The 22667-nt window shown below is 43.2% G+C and carries 19 protein-coding genes, 1 tRNA gene and 1 pseudogene; 13 read left to right on the top strand and 8 right to left on the bottom strand.

Features of this window, described 5'->3' with window-relative positions; all coding sequences use genetic code 11:
* The first annotated feature begins 48 nt into the window (after nucleotides 1-48).
* The 6 genes from AB9N12_RS02205 to AB9N12_RS02180 all read left to right on the top strand — a co-directional run bounded on the left by AB9N12_RS02205 (nucleotide 49) and on the right by AB9N12_RS02180 (nucleotide 4383).
* A complete protein-coding gene (locus tag AB9N12_RS02205) occupies nucleotides 49-1200 on the top strand; it encodes an IS4 family transposase (RefSeq protein WP_369888970.1) in 1152 nt (383 codons plus the stop codon).
* A gap of 379 nt (nucleotides 1201-1579) precedes the next feature.
* Nucleotides 1580-2116, top strand: a complete 537-nt coding sequence (locus AB9N12_RS02200; protein ID WP_369889315.1) for a nitroreductase family protein — start codon at nucleotides 1580-1582, stop codon at nucleotides 2114-2116.
* A 2-nt stretch (nucleotides 2117-2118) separates the two neighbouring features.
* Nucleotides 2119-2454 carry a hypothetical protein gene (locus AB9N12_RS02195; RefSeq protein WP_369889314.1) on the top strand — a complete coding sequence of 112 codons (336 nt, stop codon included), beginning with the start codon at nucleotides 2119-2121 and terminating at the stop codon, nucleotides 2452-2454.
* Nucleotides 2455-2461: 7 nt separating this feature from the next.
* Nucleotides 2462-3256 carry a Rossmann-like and DUF2520 domain-containing protein gene (locus AB9N12_RS02190; RefSeq protein ID WP_369889312.1) on the top strand — a complete coding sequence of 265 codons (795 nt, stop codon included), beginning with the start codon at nucleotides 2462-2464 and terminating at the stop codon, nucleotides 3254-3256.
* Nucleotides 3237-3758 carry a KdsC family phosphatase gene (locus tag AB9N12_RS02185; RefSeq protein WP_369889310.1) on the top strand — a complete coding sequence of 174 codons (522 nt, stop codon included), beginning with the start codon at nucleotides 3237-3239 and terminating at the stop codon, nucleotides 3756-3758. The genes AB9N12_RS02190 and AB9N12_RS02185 overlap by 20 nt, the downstream gene beginning before the upstream one ends.
* 40 nt (nucleotides 3759-3798) lie before the next feature.
* A complete protein-coding gene (locus tag AB9N12_RS02180) occupies nucleotides 3799-4383 on the top strand; it encodes a Maf-like protein (RefSeq protein ID WP_369889308.1) in 585 nt (194 codons plus the stop codon).
* Nucleotides 4384-4483: 100 nt separating this feature from the next.
* Here the strand turns inward: AB9N12_RS02180 and AB9N12_RS02175 are convergent, their stop codons facing one another.
* The 8 genes and pseudogenes from AB9N12_RS02175 to AB9N12_RS02140 all read right to left on the bottom strand — a co-directional run bounded on the left by AB9N12_RS02175 (nucleotide 4484) and on the right by AB9N12_RS02140 (nucleotide 12543).
* A complete protein-coding gene (locus AB9N12_RS02175) occupies nucleotides 4484-6691 on the bottom strand; it encodes a tetratricopeptide repeat protein (RefSeq protein WP_369889307.1) in 2208 nt (735 codons plus the stop codon).
* Nucleotides 6691-6829: pseudogene (locus AB9N12_RS02170) on the bottom strand (DUF418 domain-containing protein); the annotation flags it as partial. The gene AB9N12_RS02175 and the pseudogene AB9N12_RS02170, both read right to left, overlap by 1 nt.
* A 158-nt stretch (nucleotides 6830-6987) precedes the next feature.
* Entirely contained in the window at nucleotides 6988-8247 is a 1260-nt protein-coding gene (gene pgk, locus AB9N12_RS02165; RefSeq protein WP_369889305.1) for a phosphoglycerate kinase, read from the bottom strand.
* A 101-nt stretch (nucleotides 8248-8348) separates the two neighbouring features.
* A complete protein-coding gene (gene nth, locus AB9N12_RS02160) occupies nucleotides 8349-9017 on the bottom strand; it encodes an endonuclease III (protein ID WP_369889303.1) in 669 nt (222 codons plus the stop codon).
* Nucleotides 9014-10213, bottom strand: a complete 1200-nt coding sequence (locus tag AB9N12_RS02155; RefSeq protein ID WP_369889301.1) for an MFS transporter — start codon at nucleotides 10211-10213, stop codon at nucleotides 9014-9016. The genes nth and AB9N12_RS02155 overlap by 4 nt, the downstream gene beginning before the upstream one ends.
* A gap of 148 nt (nucleotides 10214-10361) precedes the next feature.
* Nucleotides 10362-11381, bottom strand: coding sequence for a phenylalanine--tRNA ligase subunit alpha (gene pheS / locus AB9N12_RS02150; protein WP_369889299.1), 1020 nt, complete (start codon nucleotides 11379-11381; stop codon nucleotides 10362-10364).
* Between the two features lie 392 nt (nucleotides 11382-11773).
* Nucleotides 11774-12118 (bottom strand): hypothetical protein, encoded by a 345-nt coding sequence (locus AB9N12_RS02145; RefSeq protein WP_369889297.1) that lies wholly within the window; start codon nucleotides 12116-12118, stop codon nucleotides 11774-11776.
* A gap of 351 nt (nucleotides 12119-12469) precedes the next feature.
* Nucleotides 12470-12543: transfer RNA gene (locus tag AB9N12_RS02140), tRNA-Ala, on the bottom strand.
* A 117-nt stretch (nucleotides 12544-12660) separates the two neighbouring features.
* Here AB9N12_RS02140 and AB9N12_RS02135 point away from each other — a divergent pair.
* The 7 genes from AB9N12_RS02135 (at nucleotide 12661) to AB9N12_RS02105 (ending at nucleotide 22649) form a co-directional block, all read left to right on the top strand.
* The gene (locus AB9N12_RS02135; RefSeq protein ID WP_369889296.1) at nucleotides 12661-12963 is read left to right on the top strand and encodes a DUF4286 family protein; all 303 of its coding nucleotides are present in this window, start codon (nucleotides 12661-12663) and stop codon (nucleotides 12961-12963) included.
* Nucleotides 12960-13526 (top strand): crossover junction endodeoxyribonuclease RuvC, encoded by a 567-nt coding sequence (gene ruvC / locus AB9N12_RS02130; RefSeq protein ID WP_369889294.1) that lies wholly within the window; start codon nucleotides 12960-12962, stop codon nucleotides 13524-13526. Before AB9N12_RS02135 ends, ruvC begins: the two co-directional genes overlap by 4 nt.
* Nucleotides 13527-13573: 47 nt before the next feature.
* Nucleotides 13574-15580: a type I pullulanase gene (gene pulA, locus AB9N12_RS02125; protein ID WP_369889292.1), complete on the top strand. Its 2007-nt coding sequence runs from the start codon at nucleotides 13574-13576 to the stop codon at nucleotides 15578-15580.
* Between the two features lie 248 nt (nucleotides 15581-15828).
* Nucleotides 15829-17295 carry an ATP-binding cassette domain-containing protein gene (locus tag AB9N12_RS02120; protein WP_369889288.1) on the top strand — a complete coding sequence of 489 codons (1467 nt, stop codon included), beginning with the start codon at nucleotides 15829-15831 and terminating at the stop codon, nucleotides 17293-17295.
* Between the two features lie 99 nt (nucleotides 17296-17394).
* The gene (locus AB9N12_RS02115) at nucleotides 17395-17898 is read left to right on the top strand and encodes an RNA polymerase sigma factor (RefSeq protein ID WP_369889286.1); all 504 of its coding nucleotides are present in this window, start codon (nucleotides 17395-17397) and stop codon (nucleotides 17896-17898) included.
* A 67-nt stretch (nucleotides 17899-17965) separates the two neighbouring features.
* On the top strand, nucleotides 17966-19033 hold the full coding sequence (locus AB9N12_RS02110; RefSeq protein WP_369889285.1) for a FecR family protein: 1068 nt from the start codon (nucleotides 17966-17968) through the stop codon (nucleotides 19031-19033).
* Between the two features lie 19 nt (nucleotides 19034-19052).
* Nucleotides 19053-22649, top strand: coding sequence for a SusC/RagA family TonB-linked outer membrane protein (locus AB9N12_RS02105; RefSeq protein ID WP_369889284.1), 3597 nt, complete (start codon nucleotides 19053-19055; stop codon nucleotides 22647-22649).
* Nucleotides 22650-22667 lie beyond the last annotated feature (18 nt).

Genomic DNA, 22667 nt, shown 5'->3' with positions numbered 1-22667 from the left:
AGGTAAAATGACTACCTTAGTAGCGAGCCACCAACTCATCTACTTCCTATGGCAAATATAACACTTTTCGCACAGGTAATATCACATCTCCCGAAAGAAAATATCAGGAAAATCATAAAATCTTCGGGGTCAGACAAGCATTGTAAGGGCTACAATACATGGAGTCAGTTTGTTAGCATGATTTTCAGCCAATTCTCAGGATGTGATTCAGTCAGAGATATCTCAAACGGGCTGAAATCAGCCACCGGCAACCTCAATCATTTGGGAATCAACCGTGCACCATCCAAGTCAACGGTAGCATATCAGAACGCCAACCGAGACAGTTCGGTTTTTCGCGGCATATTCTACTCGTTGTTTCAGTATTTCGGACAGCAAGCCCTATGGCAACGAAGAAAGTTCCGTTTCAAGATGCCGATAAAACTGCTCGACTCCACATTGGTGTCATTGACTCTGTCAATATATGACTGGGCACATTACACTACCACCAAGGGGGCGGTCAAGATGCACACGCTATTGGACTATGACAGTCTTTTGCCGGAGTTCGTGAATATCACCGATGGCAAAACCACCGACAACAAAGCTGCTTTTGATATTGAGTTACATCCGTATAGTATTGTAGTAGCCGACCGAGGCTACTGTGACTACTCATTGCTGAATAATTGGGACAGCAGCAACGTGTTCTTTGTAGTGCGTCATAAAGACAATATCCGGTACAAAGCCATAGAGGAGTTGCCTTTGCCTGAAAAACACGCTCAGAATGTACTTATTGACGAAATAATCGAGTTCGAACTCTCGGCGGCCAAATCCAAATATCCCAAACGTTTACGTCGCATCGCAGTATGGAACGATGAACACGGTTTTGAAATTGAGTTACTCACAAACAACTTCACATTGGCAGCATCAAGCATAGCGGCTCTGTACAAGGCTCGGTGGAACATAGAAATCTTCTTTCGCAACCTCAAGCAACTGCTACGCATCAAGAGCTTTATCGGCACATCCCGCAATGCCGTAGAGACCCAAATATGGACTGCTATGACTACAATGCTGATTCTGACATGGCTAAAGCACATCGCAAGATACAAATGGGCATTGGCTAACCTTGTGGTCACGCTCCGGCTGAACACATTTACCAAAATCGACCTCCAAAAATGGCTTGATCAACCATTTACACCACCTCCCGAAACCATCGAAAACGATTAGGGGGGATTGATTTTGAACTCTCGAGGCTATACTTAACAGTATAGTCAGTTAGCTCATGCTCAAAATTTATTTAGGACAATATTGGCTGTAAGTAGAAAAAACGTGGAATTTGTAGCATGAATAGGGGTAAAAGTGTATTAACCCAATTTATTTCGCACTTTTGTCACCGGAGATTTTAGTGTTGAATAACAGATTGCTTTATGATTGGAGATGAAGAAAGGACAGTATTTCAATTGAAAAGCAAATTTTTTGAATGACGATTGTATGACCGGTATGATAGGAATGAAATCATTCTTTTTTTGCATAAACTTTTATTTCCTATTACGATCGGTTTGCATTATCTTTGCATACATGAATCAAATGAAACCGGAAAATAAATATGGAGAATTTCAGTGAATTGATAAAGAATCGTCGTAGTATGCGGAAGTTTACCGATGAGGAATTGACACAAGATCAAGTCGTTACCTTGATGAAAGCTGCTTTGATGTCCCCTTCTTCCAAACGCAGTAATAGTTGGCAGTTTATCGTAATTGATGATAAAAAGGTGTTGAAAGAATTGTCTCATTGCAAAGAACAGGCCTCTTCGTTTATTGCCGATGCGGCTTTGGCGATTGTGGTAATGGCCGATCCGTTGGCCAGTGATGTTTGGATTGAAGATGCTGCCATTGCTTCCATCATGATACAGTTGCAGGCTGAAGATTTGGGATTGGGAAGTTGCTGGGTGCAGGTTCGGGAACGTTTCACTGCTACCGGAATGCCTTCCGATGAATTTGTCCATGGAATTTTGGATATTCCTTTGCAACTTCAGATTCTTTCTGTCATTGCTATCGGACATAAGGGGATGGAACGTAAACCTTTCAATGAAGAAAATCTTCAATGGGAGAAAATTCATATTAATAAATTTGGAGGAAAATAAGCATGGGAGCTGCCAAAGCAAATAACAGTAAAGGTACCTATTTGGCTACTGCTGTTACCTTTATCGTTATCGGAGCACTTTATCTGATTGATAAACTGATTCATTTCTCTTCCGTGGGGTTACCTTGGGTGATGAATAAGGACAATATGTTATTGTATGCTTCCATTTGTTTTCTTATTTTCAAACGTGATAAATCAGTGGGTCTTGTGTTGCTTGGGCTTTGGCTGGTGATGAATATCGGTTTGGTAATATCATTGCTGGGTTCGTTGTCCGGATACCTGTTACCATTGACACTTCTTGTTATCGGAATCATTTTATTCTGGTTTGCAAAACGGTAGGAGAATCATGAAGAGAAGTATAGAAGATACACCGATTGTGTTTATCGGTGCCGGCAATTTGGCCACTAATCTGGCGAAAGCTCTCTATCGTAAAGGCTTCCGTATTGTACAGGTATATAGCCGGACTATAGAATCTGCCCGTTCCTTGGCCGAGAAGATAGAAGCTGAATATACAACCAATTTACAGGCGGTTTCAAAAGATGCCCGATTATATATCGTATCTTTGAAAGACTCTGCTTTAGTAGATTTGTTGCCGCAGATAACAGAAGGAAAACAAAAGTCTTTGTGGGTGCATACAGCAGGAAGTATTCCGATGAGTATTTGGGAAGGGTATGCGGAACGTTACGGAGTCTTTTATCCGATGCAGACATTCAGCAAACAGCGTGAGGTCAATTTTCAGGAAGTGCCTCTCTTTGTTGAAGCGAAGAGGCCGGAAGATGTGGAATTGCTGAAGGCTGTTGCTTCCACTCTTTCGGAAAAAGTCTATGAAGCTTCTTCCGAGCAACGTAAAAGCCTTCATTTGGCTGCTGTTTTTATCTGTAACTTCACCAATCACATGTATGCGTTAGCGGCTGATTTGCTTGAGAAATATAATTTGCCTTTTGATGTCATGCTTCCATTGATAGACGAAACGGCACGTAAAGTACACGAACTGGCGCCATGCGATGCACAGACCGGCCCTGCTGTTCGTTACGATGAAAATGTGATAAGTAATCATCTTGCCATGTTGGTAGACTCTCCGGCATTGCAGGAAATATATAAATTAATGAGCAAAAGTATCCATGAGCACCATCAACTATGATTTATCCCGTATCAAGGCTTTGGCTTTTGATGTGGACGGAGTATTGAGTTCGACAACTGTACCCTTGCATCCTTCCGGAGAACCGATGCGTACCGTGAATATCAAAGATGGATATGCCATCCAGTTGGCTGTGAAAAAAGGACTTCATATAGCTATTATCACCGGCGGTCGTACAGAAGCTGTGCGCATCCGTTTTGAAGGATTGGGAGTGAAGGACTTGTATATGGGCTCTGCCGTGAAGATACACGATTACCGTGTTTTTCGTGATAAATATGGATTGACCGATGATGAAATTCTCTATATGGGGGATGATGTTCCTGATGTTGAAGTGATGCGTGAGTGCGGACTTCCGTGTTGTCCGAAAGATGCTGTGCCGGAAGTGAAATCCGTAGCAAAGTATGTCTCTTATGCAGACGGAGGACATGGTTGCGGGCGTGATGTAGTGGAGCAAGTACTGAAAGCGCATGGCCTGTGGATGGCGGAAGATGCATTCGGTTGGTAACTTAATCACAAATAATCGTTGTTAAATAGCGAATAAAACAATGCTTGACAACTTAAATAAATATCAGATTATATTAGCTTCCAATTCCCCCCGTCGGAAAGAGCTGATGTCAGGACTGGGAGTAAACTATATAGTCAGAACATTACCGGATGTGGACGAGTCATATCCGGATACATTGGTTGGTGCTGAAATACCGGAATACATTGCTCGTGAAAAGGCGGATGCTTACCGTACTATAATGAAGCCGGGAGAATTGTTAGTTACAGCAGATACCATCGTCTGGCTGGATGGAAAAGTTTTGGGGAAACCGGAGGGGAGGGAAGGAGCCATTGAGATGCTTCGTGCTCTTTCAGGAAAGTCTCATCAGGTTTTTACCGGAGTTTGTTTAACTACTACTGAATGGCAAAAAAGCTTTACCGCTTCTTCCGAAGTGCTGTTTGATGTTTTGTCGGAAGACGAAATCCTTTATTACGTCGACCGCTATCAACCAATGGATAAGGCTGGAGCTTATGGTGTTCAGGAGTGGATCGGATACATCGGGGTAAAATCAATATCAGGTAGCTTCTATAACATAATGGGACTTCCCATACAGAAACTGTACAACGAGTTGAAAAAAATAGAGTAAGTATTCGCCATAGAAAATAAAAAAGAGGGTGTGCCGGTTTTGACACAATCCTCTTTTCTATGTCTAGCATTTCATTTCTTCACTTAAGACAAGCGCAAAACTATAATAAATCCAGCATTAGAGGAATATCCTCTTCTCGAATTCCTTGTGCGAGAAGAGCTTCTTTATCTTTATGAAACATCTCCAGAAATCTTTCCCGGTTTCCATTAGCCGTAATGGCTTTTCCGTAGAAAGTAGCAGCCTTCTGAATGTCTCCCATTACCCAGGCAACATGTCCTGCATTCATATAATCACCGGCAAGCGGTTTTTGTCCGATAATCTTTTCATAATACTTCATCGCTTGTTCATATTTCTGACTGATGAATGAACACCAACCGATGCCTCGCCATGCCTTTATGCAATTGTTCTCGATGAAATCCAACTTGAAGAAATAATTCAGTGCTTCCTCATATTGTCCTAATTCAGTCAGGCAACTGCCGATATAGAAAGTCGCGTTGGGATCTTCCGGAGCAGCTTCTTCCACCTTTTTATAATAGGTGAGTGCTGTCTGATAGTTTCTGTCCAGCCGGTAACAAATAGCCAAATGCCGATTATTCCAGATATTATCCGGTTTCAGCGTATCTGCCTTCAGATAAGCCTGAATGGCTTCTGTATATTTCTTTCTTTTTTGTAATGCATAACCAAACTTTTGGTAATATTCCGCACCGTCCTCTTTGAATCCGCCAATACTTTCCAGTTCTTCATAAATTTCTATAGCCTCGTCCCAACGTTCTTTCGATAGATAAAAATCGGCAATGGGGAACAATACGTCTTCCCCATACAATATATTGTCGAGTGCAGGAATATGGTGAAGATCGAGCTTCTCTTTAAAAATATCTCTGAACTCACTCTTGCGCACACTCAGTTTGAAGAAACGGTACAAATCGTGCAGGTATTGATTGCTGACCGTTCCCGGACGTTCATTGAATTTCTTCATTGTCTCAACATTCGCTTTCTCTGCCAATTCAGAAACTTGCTGTTCGCTCAGCTGACTTAACATTATATCCTGTTGTAACTTAGGCAATTGATGGATTGTGAAAAAGAGTGAGTACTTATCGCTATTGCTGAAAAATCCTGATTGAAGGATTAAATCCAACAGGCTTCCTCCTTGCTCTCCTGTCTGCTTCATTGCTTTGAGTACGTTGGACTGCTGTTTGCTGAATGGATAAAACCAGTTGTGCACTTCGCGGAAGAACGGATAATTTTTCAATGCGGCAAAAGTGCTCATATATACATCCGCACCCTCTAATTGCAACTCGTTCATTTCACGCAATTTGTTCCCCAGGCCGGATTTCTCGAACGCATCTTCCCAATCCGGATTCATATCATTGTTCTCTTCATCATTTTCTTCAAAACCGAACCGTGTATTTTTCATGGAGGAAACATTCTTCAGCATTTCAGGAATAATCTCTTCCCTCATCTTTTTATCAATCTTTTCTGTTTCCTGACATAATAGCATTTGTCGGTAAATACGTGCGCCATCTTTTTTAAATGAAGGTATTTCCTCCATAAGACCGACCCTTTTGATAAGCTCCGGATAGAAAGAAAGGCGGCTTCTGTAGATATGGAAGATAATCATTACACCTACCAGTGCCCGTTGACTGACGTTGACGTTAGGGTGTTCGTACGCATTGAGCAACCACATTATTTTTCGCAAGTCGAAACATTCCATCAAGCTTAATGTGAGGGCACTGACAAACAAGCATAAATCATCTCCCGGAAGTAATTCCGAAGCAAGCATGGAACTTGCATCCTCTTCGTCTTGAGGGGTCCACGCACTGTTTGTCCATGTTCTTATAAACATGAATTTGAGTGTGTCTTCATGCCTTTTTAGCACTTCATTCATCTTCTCGTCAGACAATAATCCGCTGACTGCCAAGTCGTCATTAAAAGACTCCAGTATGTGTAATATTGTTTTGATGCTGTAATTCGACAAGTCTGGCGATTCGGGAGTACGGCGTACCTCATGATAGTATCTTGATGAACCGTTATCCAGCATGAGGAGACGTGATTGGTCGGCAATTCCCCAAGTATCTGTTACCATCTTTTGATACAAATTCCACCGTTCAGGGTCATCAGCTCCCTGTTTCATGTATTCCAGCATATATTTGTAGGAAGTCTGCAATTGTTCCAGGCGGGTTCGCAGTTCCCAGTCGGGACACTGCCATAGCAAAGATTCCAGCTGCATTAAGGCTTCCTTGAGTCTTTTTTCTTCAAGTAAAGTACGTATATATGCGTATTGTTCATTAATCGTTTTTTCGTTCATCATTATTTAATTATTTGTTTTCTTTCAATCCAGATCAAACGTCTCCAAGCCCTCGAAAGGAGTGTATTTATGGTGTTGGAGCCACCATGAACAGAATGTCATTTGTAATAGAACAAAAAGGATGCCATAGAAGAAACTGTGCTTTGATTGCAGTTGATACTGTGGGATATACGTTGTGTAAATCTGATTTTTCCAGAGTAGGTTTCGGGTATCCGCTGGTTTTCATATCTCGTTTGGATGAATGAGGGGCAATTCTTTTCACAAAGAACTGCCCTCCCCATATTATTTTATCAAAAAAATTACTCTTGAATAGCTGCAATACCTGGAAGAACTTTTCCTTCAATTGCTTCGAGCAATGCGCCACCACCGGTTGAAACATAAGACACACCGTTAGCCAAACCGAACTTGTTAACACAAGCTACAGAGTCGCCGCCACCTACGAGTGAGAAGGCACCTTTCTTGGTTGCTTCAACAATTGCTTCACCTACTGCACGTGAGCCGTGAGTGAAGTTGTCAAATTCGAATACCCCTGTAGGACCGTTCCAAAGAATAGTCTTGGATTCTTTGATTACGTTAGCGAAGATTTCTTCCGTTTTAGGACCGATGTCAAGACCTTCCCATCCGTCAGGAATTTCGCCAACAGCACAGAATTTAGTATTTGCGTCGTTAGAGAATGCGTCAGCAATCTTAGCGTCAACAGCCAATACCAAATTTACACCTTTTTCTTTAGCTTTCTTCATCAAGTCCAAAGCCAGGTCAAGTTTGTCGTCCTCACAGATAGAGATACCGATTTTACCACCCATTGCTTTAGTGAATGTGTAAGTCATACCACCGGCGATGATCAGGTTATCTACCTTGTTCAACAGGTTTTCGATGATTTCGATTTTAGAGGAAACTTTGGAACCACCCATGATGGCAGTGAACGGACGTTTGATGTCGTTTAATACTTTATCTACAGCTTTCACTTCTTTTTCCATCAAGTAACCGAACATCTTGTTGTTTACGTCGAAATATTTAGCGATCAATGCTGTAGAAGCATGTGCACGGTGAGCAGTACCGAAAGCGTCGTTTATGTAGCAGTCAGCGTAAGAAGCCAATTTCTTGGTAAATTCTTTCTGGCTTTCTTTTACAGCTTTCTTAGCAGTAGCTTTTTCTTCGTCAGTTGCATCTTCAGCCAAACCCCTAGGTTTGCCTTCTTCTTCAGCGTAGAAGCGAAGATTTTCGAGCAACAGCACTTCTCCCGGTTGCAGAGCAGCAGCTTTTACGGCAGCTTCTTCGCCCATGCAGTCGTTAGCGAACTGAACTTCAACGCCCAGCAATTCAGACAGATGTTTGATGATATGTTTCAAAGAGAATTTATCGGCAACGCCTTTCGGACGGCCCAGGTGAGAACCAATGATGATGCTTCCGCCGTCTGACAGGATCTTCTTCAAGGTAGGAAGAGCTGCACGCATACGAGTGTCATCTGTGATGTTGAAGTTTTCGTCCAGAGGTACATTGAAGTCCACGCGAACAAATGCCTTTTTACCGGCAAAATTGAATTTGTCAATTGTCTGCATAATACTCTATTTTTATTTAAAAGTGTTTTAAAATTCTTCGTTTAGAACGACTGCAAAGTTACTATTTATTTCGGTTCCCTGCTATTAAATCGTTATTTATTCTAGGCTTTTGATTCCTCTTTTGTTACTTTATAGGTGTTACAGAAATATTTGCACATCATTTGCAAACCACAGGTGTCACATTTGGGAGTGCGTGCCTGACAAACATAACGGCCGTGCAGGATGAGCCAATGGTGAGCAATCGGTATCAGCTTTTCCGGAATATTCTTCACCAGTTCTTTTTCTACGCTGAATGGGGTGGTACAACTATCCGGTACCAGTCCGATGCGGTGACTGACACGGAACACATGGGTATCTACCGCCATTGCTGCCTTGTTGAACACGACCGACTGGATTACATTGGCAGTCTTTCTTCCTACACCGGGCAATTTCACCAGATCTTCCAGATTGTCCGGTACCTGGCTGTTGAAGTCGTTCACCAGCATCTTTGCCATACCAACCAGATGTTTGGCTTTGTTATTCGGGTAGGATACGCTCCGTATATATTCGAAAATCACCTCCGGGGTAGTGGCTGCCAATGCTTCCGGAGTCGGAAAATCTTTATATAAAGGAGGAGTAATCATATTAACCCGTTTGTCCGTACATTGGGCGGAAAGAATGACAGCAATCAATAATTCATACGGATTGTTGTAATGCAGTTCGGTTTCGGCTACAGGTACATTGTCCTGAAACCAGGCGATTACTTTCTCATAACGTTCTTTCTTTCTCATCGTAGCTTGTTTTTATGGTAATGAGGCGTTACTTTTAGTTTGAAATAGAGGGCGGAAACTACCGTCAGGCAGGCTCCGAAAAGATAGGCCTTGTCAAATGTACTTATTTCTGCGATATATCCTCCGGTCAGCATACCGATGCCGATTCCTACATCCCAGGAGGTGAGATAGGTGGAAGTAGCCGTTCCCCGCTGGCTGTTAGGGGCGAGATTGACAAACAACGTATTAAATGCTGGAAACATGATGCCAAACCCGACGCCCATTAATAATGCGATGCCAAAAAACAGCAGGGTACAGGCGGTATTATTCCATTGAATCAGATAAACGCAGGTTGAAAGCAGGAAGAAACTGCAAACAACCAGGTATAATCCGGCTATTATTACTTGCGTTATTTTTCCGCGGTCCACCAGTTTCCCCGAAAAGATGCGGGAGATTGCCATGCCGACAGCCATAAAAGTAAAGAAGAATCCGGTTTGCGTGTTCAGTCCGATTTGGCGGGCATACATAGCTACATAGTTGGTTGTCATTCCGTAAGGGATGGAAAGTAACAACAGGCTAAATCCGGCTGGTAATCCTTTCAGTAAAATAAAGCGGTCGAGTGAAATCGGTTCCCGTTTCACAGGAGGCTTATAGGGCGTTTTTACCAGACTTGCACATAGAAAACCTAAAATGCAGGAACCGAATGCATAACAGAAGATCGTAGCAAAAGAGATTCCCGCATCGTGCAGGAACAGTCCGAACATGGGCCCGATGGACATCGCTGTATTGTTGGTAAGCCCGTAATAGCCTAACCCTTCTCCCCGGCGGGAAGATGGCATGATATCTATTACTACTGTGTTTCCACCTACAGTAACCACTCCGAAAGAGACGCCATGGATGATTCGGAATATAATAAATAAAGTTAGGGAGCCGGCTATTAGATATCCGCCGAACATCATCATAAAGATGAAGTAAGCAAATAAATAAAGAGGTTTGCGGGCAAATGTGTCGAGCAGATAACCGGAAAACGGACGGATGCAGAGAGCGGCTACCGTGTAGCAGGAGAGGACAATGCCAATCGTGGAATTTCCAGTTTGGAAGAACTCGGATAAATAGAACGGCAAAACAGGAATCAACAACCAAAAGCCGAAGTAGAGCAGGAAGTTGGCTGCCAAGATGAAACAATAACCGGGAGTAATGAGTCTATCCTTTGCCATAATGAATAATCGTTTAATCGGCTGATTCGCGTTAGCTGGAAACCGGGGCGTTTGGTCTGATTGGTCTGTCGATGAATATGCCAATGTCCCGATCACCGTCCGACGGTTGTATGGGGAACATTGGCATACTGGTAAATTTAGCACATTATTAATATGCTGCTTCGAATTCTTTTAAGAAGCGCGTATCGTTTTCTGAGAACATACGGAGATCTTTCACCTGGTATTTCAGGTTTGTGATACGTTCGATACCCATACCGAGAGCGTAACCGCTGTATACTTTGCTGTCTATACCGTTCGATTCAAGTACGTTCGGGTCTACCATACCGCAACCGAGGATTTCTACCCAGCCGGTGTGTTTACAGAACGGACAACCTTTACCGCCGCAGATATTACAGCTGATGTCCATTTCCGCACTGGGTTCGGTGAACGGGAAGTAAGACGGGCGTAGGCGAATCTTTGTGTCAGCACCGAACATCTCTTTAGCGAAAAGCAACAATACTTGTTTTAAGTCGGTGAACGATACGTTTTTGTCCACATACAGCGCTTCCACCTGATGGAAGAAACAGTGTGCGCGATAGCTGATTGCCTCGTTACGATATACACGTCCCGGACAGATGATGCGGATAGGAGGTTGTGAGGTTTCCATTACACGGGTCTGTACGGAAGAAGTATGTGTACGCAATACTACGTCGGGGTGAGCTTCGATAAAGAACGTGTCCTGCATGTCGCGTGCAGGATGGTCTTCGGCAAAGTTCAGTGCCGAGAATACATGCCAGTCATCTTCAATTTCCGGACCTTCGGCAATGCTGAATCCTAAACGGGCAAAGATATCGATGATTTCGTTCTTTACAATGGTGAGCGGATGGCGTGTACCGAGCTTCACGGGATAAGCCGAACGCGTCAAATCCAGTCCGTCACAATCATTGTCTTGACTTTCAAACATTTCTTTCAGCGCGTTGATTTTGTCCTGAGCTTTGGTTTTCAGTTCATTCAGTCTCATGCCGACTTCTTTTTTCTGTTCGGCAGCTACATTACGGAAATCTGCCATTAAGTCGTTAATGGCTCCCTTCTTACTTAAGTACTTGATGCGGAGAGCTTCGAGTTCTTCGGCATTGGAGGCGTGTAAGGCTTCCACCTCTTTCAGAAGTTGTTCAATCTTAGCTATCATATTTTTGATGTATTGTTATTCAGTTTCTTGGTAAAAACCGTGCAAAGATATAATTTTATTACGAACCATCGAAATAATTTATATCTTTGTTGCTGATATGTACCGAAAATGACCCTTTGTTTCAAGCAATTGAAACATCTTGAAACAAATCGGGCTTTCAAAAAATAGGCGGTGATAGGTGACAGATTAACAGCAACCTATCATCGCTCTGTAAATACGATGAATAGGGAGTTCCGGGAAGACGGTGATAGGATGAAAGAGGATTTTCGGGCACAGTAGAAATTTAGTGGGGATAGAGCCGACTCTTCGCAATTCAGCAAAGAAGGAATTTTCTGTCCGCCATTCCATGTATAGTCCTAAACAATTTAATTCCGGCATTAATATAGCCCTACTCATATATCATCTTGAATTTTCATACTATAATCTGCTTTCAGCGGTTTCAGTTTTTTCCGCAAACGCTTTGCCAGAAGGAGATAGCGGCTGAAGGCGGAACATATTGACCCTTGCAGGAAGGTATTGTAGGCAAGGGATAGTGCTTTCAGCGCTTTCAGCTTTTTCAGACTTGCCGGTAGAACTATCTGTTGTGAGGTGAAATGCAGGCTCTGTTTGGTTATAACAGAGGCTCTGTTACCATGAAATGCAGGCTCTGTTTTGCTATAATAGAGCCTCTGTTGGAAATAAGTATAGAAGGAGCCGGAGTTATATACATTCGCTTTCAGGAGTGCTTTCAGGCTCAAACGCCGATGAGCAGGGACTTTGGTGAAGAACTGAAGGCTGAAGGCGGTTTTTCTTTTTAATAGTTAGTGGGAGATTTGACTGTAATTAGTAGGAGGATTCGGATTGCTTCAGTACCGGATCGAACAATTCATATACATATTATTGGGTGCCTTACCGTATGGAAACGAACTATTTGGGGGATAGGCTACCTTGAAGCACATTACTCAAATTTTCAAACTCTTCTCCGATTTTTCAGATTAAGACAAAATTTATCTCCACTATTTTTCTACTGATCCGTGACCCTATAAAATATGAAATAGCTTTTAGAAGAAGAAAAGGGTTCTGAAAACAGAACCCTGATTGAATGGTTGTGGAGCGTATCGGACTCGAACCGATCACCTTAACACTGCCAGTGTTACGCTCTAGCCAGATGAGCTAACGCCCCTTTTGTACTTTATATGATAACGTTTGTAAACGAATCCTTTTTGTTGGTGCAAATATAATGCATTATTCTGAAATTATTGCTATGTTTGCGGTAAATAATTAGTTTGAAATTTAAGATATGCTGATTTATAATACAACTTTTCAAGTGGACGATGATGTTCACGACAATTTCATGATTTGGATAAAAGAAAGCTATATCCCTGAAGTACAGAAACACGGTACTTTAAAGGCACCGCGCATTTGCCGGATATTGAGTCATCGGGAAGAAGGAAGTGCGTACTCTCTGCAATGGGAGGTGGAAAGTAGCGGATTGCTGCATCGTTGGCATCTGGAACAGGGAATGCGCTTGAATGACGAACTGGCAAAGATATTTAAAGATAAAGTGATCGGGTTTCCGACCTTGATGGAGGTGATAGAGTGATTCAACCGGTAAAGGAAAAGATAATCCTGGGGATTGACCCAGGTACGACAATCATGGGATATGGTGTTCTAAGAGTGAAAGGAACCAAGCCCGAAATGATTGCGATGGGGATTATCGACTTGCGTAAATTTGCCAACCACTATCTGAAACTTCGTTATATCCATGAACGGGTATTGAGTATTATTGAAAGTTATCTGCCTGATGAGCTGGCTATTGAAGCGCCTTTCTTCGGTAAGAATGTACAGTCGATGTTGAAGTTGGGCCGTGCACAGGGGGTAGCGATGGCAGTAGCATTGAGCCGGGATATTCCGATTACGGAATATGCTCCTTTGAAGATAAAGATGGCTATCACCGGAAACGGGCAGGCATCCAAGGAACAGGTGGCGGATATGTTACAGCGGATGCTGCGGTTTTCGAAAGAAGATATGCCTACTTTTATGGATGCAACGGACGGACTGGCAGCAGCCTATTGTCATTTTCTGCAAATGGGACGCCCGGCAATGGAAAAAGGTTATAATAGCTGGAAGGATTTTATAGCGAAGAATCCGGATAGGGTGAAGTAAAGCGACTGATTATAGGGATAGACAGGAAATATCTAGGGGAGGTTTAAATGAAGATGGAAAGTAATTATTTAGCAATATTAGGGGTGACTACAGTGACAACAGTAATGAGCTGCTCCCCTGCGAAAAAGGAATATGCTTCTTTTGAGCTGTATCCGGTTCGTACGGGAAGTCTTACGGAAATGGAATATACGCCGTTGGCAACCAGATTTTATCTTTGGTCACCAACAGCAGAAGAAGTGCGCCTGATGCTATATGATGCCGGTGAAGGCGGTCATGCTTATGAAACGGTAAAGATGGAACCCGCAGAAGATGGAACCTGGACAACTACGGTAGATAAGGACCTGCTCGGTAAATTCTACGCCTTTAATGTAAAAATCAACGATAAATGGCAGGGAGACACTCCGGGAATCAATGCCCACGCTGTCGGTGTGAATGGGAAACGTGCCGCCATTATTGACTGGAAGACTACAAATCCCGAGGGATGGGAGAGTGACAGGCGTCCTTCTCTGAAATCTCCTGCTGATATGATTATCTATGAAATGCATCATCGGGACTTCTCGGTTGATTCTGCGTCGGGAATTAAGAATAGAGGTAAATACCTCGCATTGACTGAACACGGTACCATGAATTCGGATCAGTTACTGACTGGTATCGATCACTTGATAGAACTGGGAGTGACACATGTACATCTTCTTCCTTCTTCTGATTATGCTTCTATCGACGAAACAAAACTGGAAGAAAACCACTATAACTGGGGATATGATCCGGTGAATTATAATGTGCCGGATGGTTCTTATTCAACTGATCCTTATGAACCTACCACTCGTGTGAAGGAGTTTAAACAGATGGTACAAGCACTGCATAGAGCTGGTATCCGTGTGGTAATGGATATGGTTTACAATCATACTTTTAATACTGTTGAAAGTAACTTTGAACGTACTGTTCCCGGTTATTTTTATCGTCAGAAAGAAAACGGAACATTGGCTAATGGTTCCGGATGTGGTAATGAGACGGCAAGTGAACGCCCTATGATGCGCAAGTTCATGGTAGAGTCCGTTCTTTACTGGATAAATGAATACCACATTGACGGCTTCCGTTTTGACTTGATGGGAGTGCATGATATTGAAACTATGAATGAGATCCGGAAAGCTGTGAACAAGGTTGATCCTACCATTTGTCTTTATGGAGAAGGTTGGGCAGCCGACATTCCCCAATATCCGGCAGATTCGTTGGCTATGAAAGGGAATGTTTCCCACATGCCCGGAATTGCCGTATTCTCGGATGAATTGCGTGACGGGCTCTGCGGACCTGCATGGAAAAAAGAGAAAGGTGCTTTCCTTGCCGGAGTTCCCGGAGCAGAAATGAGTGTTAAATTCGGTATTGTGGGTGCTATTGAGCATCCGCAAGTACGGTGTGATTCCGTCAATTACAGTCAGAAACCGTGGGCGGCACAGCCTACCCAGATGATTAGCTATGTTTCCTGTCACGACGGTTTGTGCCTTGTTGATCGCTTGAAAGCAAGTATGCCGGGAGCTACTCCCGAGCAACTGGTCCGGCTTGATAAGCTTGCGCAAACGGTAGTCTTCACTTCGCAAGGTATTCCTTTTATCTATGCAGGAGAAGAGGTGATGCGCGATAAACAAGGGGTAGATAATAGTTATAAGAGTCCGGATGCAGTCAATGCCATCGATTGGCGACGTAAAACGATGAACGGAGATGTTTTCATGTATTATAAACGACTCATAGATTTGCGTAAGTCTCATCCCGCCTTCCGTATGGGAGATGCGGAGAAGGTCCGGAAGCATCTGGAGTTTCTTCCGGTGGAAGGACAAAACCTGATTGCGTTCCGCCTGAAGGATCATGCGAACGGAGATAGTTGGGAAGATATGATCGTAGCTTTTAATTCCCGCATGACTCCTGCCCGTTTGGAAGTGCCTGTTGGTAAATATACAGTGGTATGCAAAGACGGTGTGATAGATGTGCGTGGATTAGGTACGCAAACCGGGCCGGAAGTGATTATTCCCGGACAGTCTGCATTGATTATGTATAAGTAACCCGTTGAAACTCCAGTTTCCAGGCAGGAAATTCCAGTTTCCCGTATGGGAACTACAGTTTCTATATAGGGATACTCCCGTTTCTCTGTATGGACACTGACATAAGCGTAGAGATACAGCTCTTTCTCTAAGGAGATAGCTTTCCTCAACTGCATGATGTCTGTTGCAGATACTTGCACACTTTTCAACTTTATTGTTATGATAAAATTGTTACCTTTGCGGGCAATAATTAAACAGAATAAAAGAATATGAACCAAAATACATTCTGCATGGCGGGGGGCGTAGCACGCAACCCGCTTGTGCGTTTAGCCAAACCCATCACGGCAACTATCGGAGCGAATGAGCATATAGCCATTGTAGGTCCCAATGGTGGTGGTAAAAGTCTTTTTGTAGATACCCTGATCGGAAAATATCCATTGCGTGAAGGAACCGTTCAATATAATTTTTTCCCCTCTGCCACCCGGACTCTTTATGATAATGTGAAATACATTGCTTTCCGCGATACTTACGGATCTGCCGATGCCAATTACTACTATCAGCAGCGTTGGAATGCTCACGATCAGGATGAGGCTCCCGATGTGCGTGAGATGTTGGGAGAAATCAAGGACGAGCAACTGCAACGTGAATTGTTTGAACTCTTCCGTATCGAACCGTTGCTCGACAAGAAGATCATTCTCCTTTCCAGCGGTGAATTACGTAAATTCCAGCTAGCCAAAACCTTGCTGACTGCTCCTCGCGTGTTGATTATGGATAATCCGTTTATCGGACTGGATGCTCCTACGCGCGAACTGTTATTCTCTTTGCTCGAACGTCTGACGAAAATGTCATCCGTACAAATCATTCTGGTACTTTCCATGCTCGATGATATACCGTCATTCATTACTCATGTCATTCCTGTGGACCAGATGGAGGTCTTTCCTAAAATGGAACGTGAAGCCTATCTCGAAGCTTTCCGTAGTAGAGATGCGGTTACCTCTTTGGATGATTTGCAGCAACGGATTATAGATTTGCCATCTGATGGTAACAATTACGATTCGGAGGAAGTAGTGAAACTGAATAAGGTCAGTATCCGTTATGGCGACCGAACTATTCTGAAAGAACTGGACTGGACAGTCCGTCGTGGTGAGAAGTGGGCGTTGAGTGGTGAGAACGGTGCCGGGAAATCGACGCTGTTGAGCCTTGTCTGTGCAGACAATCCGCAATCGTATGCTTGTGACATCAGTCTCTTCGGACGGAAAAGAGGGACGGGAGAAAGTATTTGGGAAATCAAGAAACATATCGGTTACGTAAGCCCCGAGATGCACCGTGCTTATCTTAAAAATCTGCCTGCTATCGAGATTGTAGCCAGTGGTTTGCATGACAGTATCGGTCTGTATAAACGTCCTCGACCGGAACAGATGGCTATCTGTGAGTGGTGGATGGATATATTCGGCATTGCAGATTTGAAAGATAAACCATTCCTGCAACTATCCAGTGGAGAACAACGCCTGGCCTTGCTGGCAAGAGCTTTCGTCAAAGATCCGGAACTGCTGATTCTGGATGAGCCACTCCATGGATTGGATACTTATAATCGTCGCCGGGTAAAGAAGATTATTGAAGCCTTTTGCCAACGTAAAAATAAAACCATGATTATGGTGACGCATTATGAATCGGAACTTCCGGATACTATTACAAACCGCATCTTTCTGAAAAGAAATGAAGTGTCCATATCGTAGGATGTAGACGCTTACTGTTTTTTTTATGAATTGATTGATTCTTTGGTGTTATTTGGCTAACTTTGTACTCGATTAAATGCAAAAAGTAATCAAAAAGACATGAATGATAGCCAAAATGCTATAGCTGTAATATACAGGAAACATTGGCAGAAACTCTATATTCATGCATATAATCTGTTGAATGACGGAGAATGTGCAAAGGATATCGTGAATGATGTCTTTTGCTCTGTGCTTGAAAATGGCAGGCTGTTGACTGAGGAGGCAGATTTACTTCCCTTGTTTTATGTGATGGTGAAAAACCGTTGCATTGACCATATACGTCATCAGAGTGTCGTTCATAAGAATTCGGAAAGATACTTGGAGGAGCTTTATGGTGGCTGGACTGCGAAAGAGTATCAGGAGTATGAAGATAAAATAAATCGGATGCAGGAGAGTATCCGTCAAATGGCTCCGCAAATGCGCACGGTAGTGGAAGAGTTTTTTCTGAAAGAAAAGAAATGTGCGGAAATCAGTGAGACTTTAAATATCAGCGATAATACAGTTAGAACCCACATAGCTAGAGCTTTAAAGATACTTCGTAAACGATTAAACGTCTTTTTTTGAAAAAAATCTATTTTAGGTGTCATCGGTTTTAATTAGTTCTACGTATTAAGATAAACAGTTGATTGCTATGATGGAAAAAACAGACCAAAATTCAGACTATGCATTGCGTGCAATACAGGAACCGCGAATAAGGGAGACAGAAGAGTTCACCCAATGGATCCGTGTACCTGAAAACAAGGAACTATTTCTTGATTTGATGGCTTGCAAGGAAGCCGTGATGCGTGAAAACCTGGATAGGAGGCGTAAAGCAAAAACGAGAATGCGTATTTGGATAGCGGCTTCTGCCGTGGCAGCCGTTGTGGTTTCGGTTTTCCTGATGCCTTCTTTACTTCCTTCTTTCTTTATAAAAAAAGAGGAACCGGTGCGAGTCTTTGCCTCAACTGTCAGTGCAGAACAGGTGATGCTTCAAATGGATGGTCGTAGTGAACAACAACTATTGGAAGACAGTGTGATGGATATCAAAGAATGGAAAACATTGGTGAAGGATACCTCCTGCTGCCAAACGTTGACTACACCCCGTGGAAAAAGTTTCCTGCTGGTATTGTCCGACGGGACTAAGGTGTGGATAAATGCTGAAAGTAGCCTGCGTTATCCTGTTGCATTCAACGGAAAAGAACGCCGGGTAGAGCTGACAGGTGAAGCCTGTTTTGAAGTGGCAAAGGATGAAAAATGTCCCTTTATCGTAAGTGCCGATGGTATGGATACTCATGTGCTGGGTACTAAATTTAATGTACGTTCATACACAACAGAAGACCGCCACGTGACATTGGTGCAGGGAAAAGTGCAAGTGACCAACAAAAGCAGTCTTACTTCCGTAGTGCTTCAACCCGGACAGGACTTGACCTATACGGAAACCGGAGAAGAGAAGATATCGCATGTCAACATAGCTACCTATACGGCTTGGACAGAAGGAATGTTCTATTTTGAAGATGCAGCGTTGGAAGAAATTATGACTTCTCTGGGCAGATGGTACAACGTGAATATCGACTTTGAACGGGTGGAACTATGCCATATCCGCCTGAACTTCTGGGCGAACCGCAACGCCCCCTTGGAAGAGGCGGTGGAACTGTTGAATAAACTGGAGAAAGTACGCGTAGATTATCAGGACGGAACTATTACGATTAAACATATATAACTTTACAGATACAACTCTTATGAAAAGGCTACAAATTACATTGTCTTGCGAAAAGGTAATGAGAAAGGGCGTATGGATGAAAGCCGCTTTCCTATTGCTGATGTTTGTAACTGCCCTCTATGGACGGGCACAGGATACGGACGGTAAATTGATTTCTTTGGAACTAAAAGAAGCACCGCTGGGAGAAGCTTTGAAGCAGTTCAGCAATATGTCCGGTTATAAGGTGAATTTCTCCAGTGAAGATGTCGGAGCGTACCGGGTAAGCGTAAGTATACGCCGGTTGGCGCCTTTGGCGGCACTTCAGAAAATATTGGCAGGGAAGCCTTTTGAATATGAGGTGAAACAACATTTTATCACTGTCCGTAAAGTGAAGCCAGCATCGGCTGCTGCACGTAAAGTCAGGAACATCGAAGGATGTGTCGTGGATGAAAAAGGGGATCCGTTGCCGGGTGCGAATATTCGGGGAATCGACAGTCCGTTTGGAGCTATTTCCGATATTAAAGGAAATTTCATTTGTAAGGTGATGGAGGAAACCCACACATTGGAAGTATCTTTTGTCGGTATGCAGACAGAGAAGGTTGCTATCAAAGGGCGTACTCATGTCAATGTGATTATGCATGAAGATAAATTGCAATTGGGAGATGTGGTAGTAACGGGGTATCAGCGTATCAGCCGTGAACGTTCTACTGCTTCTTTCGGTTTCATAGATTCCGAACAACTGACAAGACAGATGCACACTGACTTGACTTCGTCTTTGGAAGGGCAGATAGCCGGTTTGCGTATGGACATTAATCCGAATAACGGAGATATGAGCCCCATTCTTCGTGGTGTAGGTACGTTTTCGGAGGAGGTAGGTACAAATCCGCTGATTGTGGTGGATGATATGCCTACCAACCTGACTTTGAACGAGATAAATCCTTATAATGTGGAGAGTGTGACGGTCTTGAAAGATGCGGCGGCAGCCAGTATTTATGGCGCTTTGGCTGCAAACGGCGTTATTGTGGTAACGACTAAACAGGGCAAAGAAGAGGGTGCGCATGTGAATATCAATGCGGACTGGTTCATCACAGGCAAACCGAATTTTAACAGCTTGAACCTGGCGTCTACAAGTGATATCATTGATTATCAGACTGCAGTGTTTGATGCAAATGTAGCCGAATCGGGTAGTGCGTCCGGTTTCTTGTCTACTTATAGGTCAAACTATTATAATCCGTTATTCCAACTCTATTTAGACCGGGAAAATGGTGCGCTAAGTAATCGTGAAGTCGAAGCCACGTTGAATCAATGGCGTAATAATGATTATTATAAAGAATACCGTGATAATGCCTGGCGTACGGCTGTGACCCAGCGCTATAATGTGAGTGTATCACAGAAAGTCGGAAAAAACAATCACTTCCTTTCGTTCAATTATGAAAATGACAAGGGGCGTACGATAAATGATAAAAGGAATAAATTCTCCTTGTATTATAAGTCGAACTATGCCATCACCAGTTGGTTGAATGTGAATGCCGGGGTGGACGCCCGTCTGGGAAGTAGTGATACACCGAATACCCTGTTTACCAGTTACACTATGCAACAACGTTATGAAAGAATAATGGATGACGATGGCAACCGCTATATGTCTCCTTATGTAAATCTGAAGGGATATTCGGGTGGGACTTACAACGGCAGTGTTGTGAGCAAGGCAGAAGGTGTTTCACCTTATAAAACGTTTGGTTTCAATGTGCTTGACGCATTGGGGGAAGGCGGTACTAAATCACGTGATGTCAGTATCCGTCCGTTTGTCAGCCTGCAGGCTCGTTTTCTGAAGATGTTTAAATACAAATTCATGTATCAATACGAATGGAATCATAGCAAAAGTGAAGTTTTTGATGCGGAAGACTCCTTTATGATGCGTATGACGTACAATTCGATGATTGATGAAAAAGGAAAATCACACATGCCGGAAGGCGGGCGGTTCTTTCAAAGTGAGCTGAGCAGTAATCGTTATACGGTACGTAACCAGATAGACTTTGATAAAAGCTGGAAGAACCATGCAATAACCGCCATTGCCGGACTCGAATTCAGGGAGAATAAAATACCGAAAGCTACCCAGCAATTAATGTTTGGCTATGATCCTCAGACACTGACCTCTGATATAATGGATTGGCAGGCATACCGTGACGGTGTAGGAATCAGTGCTCTTAGCGGAAGTACGATTACGTTGGGTGGCTTGTCGCCTACATTGCAGGAAACGCGCCATCGTTATGCATCCTTCTATGCCAATGCGGGCTATTCTTACTTATCCCGTTATAATGTGTCCGGAAGTATCCGTTGGGATCAGGCAGACTTGTTCGGACTGGATATCCGTAATCAGCGTCATCCCCTGTGGTCTGTCGGTGCGTCCTGGATCATTTCGGAAGAGTCGTTCTTTAAAGATATTTTTTGGATCAATTTCCTGAAAGCTCGTATGACTTATGGAATCAACGGTAATGTGGATCAAGGTTCGACCACTTATTTTGTGGTAAAGCAAAAAACACAGAGCAATCCGATCAAGACGACTTACTTGACTTATGACGACGATGATCTTCCGAATCCGAAACTCCGTTGGGAGAAAACAGCTACTTATAATGTGGGATTGGATTTCCGTCTTTTCAATAATTGGATGATCGGTAGCTTGGAATATTATAATCGTTCCGCATCCGATTTGCTTGTACGCCGTTATATGGATCCTACTTTGGGAGCTAAATCACGTGTGGTGAACAATGGGAAAATGCGTAACCGGGGCATTGAATTCTCCCTTACTGCCAATATCATCAGAAAGAAAGACTGGAACTTTGCCATTGATTTCAACTTTGCTCATAATAAAAACAAGATGTTAAAGGTGGACCATAATGACGCGGACACTTCGGCCAGTTTTATTACGAGCCCGCTGAAGTTCTTTATGGAAGGAACCAGCTATAACACACTTTGGGCTTACCGTATCGACCGTATTGAAAACGGATATCCGATAGCAGTGGATAAGGACGGGAACGACCTCGTGAAATTTAATGAAGATGGTACGGTAGCTGATATTACCACCAGTTCGTCACTGAAAGGTACCGATGATTTGGTAAACCTTGGTTCGTTGACTCCGAGTTTTAATGGAGCACTGATGTTGAGACTTAGTTACAAAGGGATCGACTTGAATGCTTCCTTTGTATATGCAGGGGGCAACAAGTTACGTAACAGTGTGGTAAGTATGAGTGACCAGACAGGAAGCCAAACTTTGAAAGATATTGCCAACCGCTGGAGTGCGGATGCACCGGATGCAAATGTACGTATGTATATCGATATGCCGGCAAAGGATAAAACTTATGCAAGTACTTTCCAGTATTGGTGGCAGTATGGCGATATCAATGTGAAGGATGCCGGTTATGTGAAATTGCGTAGTCTGAGTCTTGGCTATAATTTGCCGTCTGATATCTGTCGTCAACTCAGGCTTCATTCATTGAAGTTGAAGTTGCAGGTGAACAATCTGTTTACCTGGTGTAAGGCAGGAAATGGCATTGACCCGGAAAGTTATAGCCTGAATAATGCCACACGCAGCATCGCTTCGCCCAAGACTTACTCTATCGGATTATCAACAAGTTTCTAATTATTTAAAAGAATATAG

It is taken from the genome of Bacteroides sp. AN502(2024), assembly GCF_041227145.1.
GTDB lineage: Bacteria > Bacteroidota > Bacteroidia > Bacteroidales > Bacteroidaceae > Bacteroides.
The sequence above is the reverse complement of the archived record's forward strand: the minus strand, read 5'-3'. Positions and strand labels throughout refer to the sequence as shown.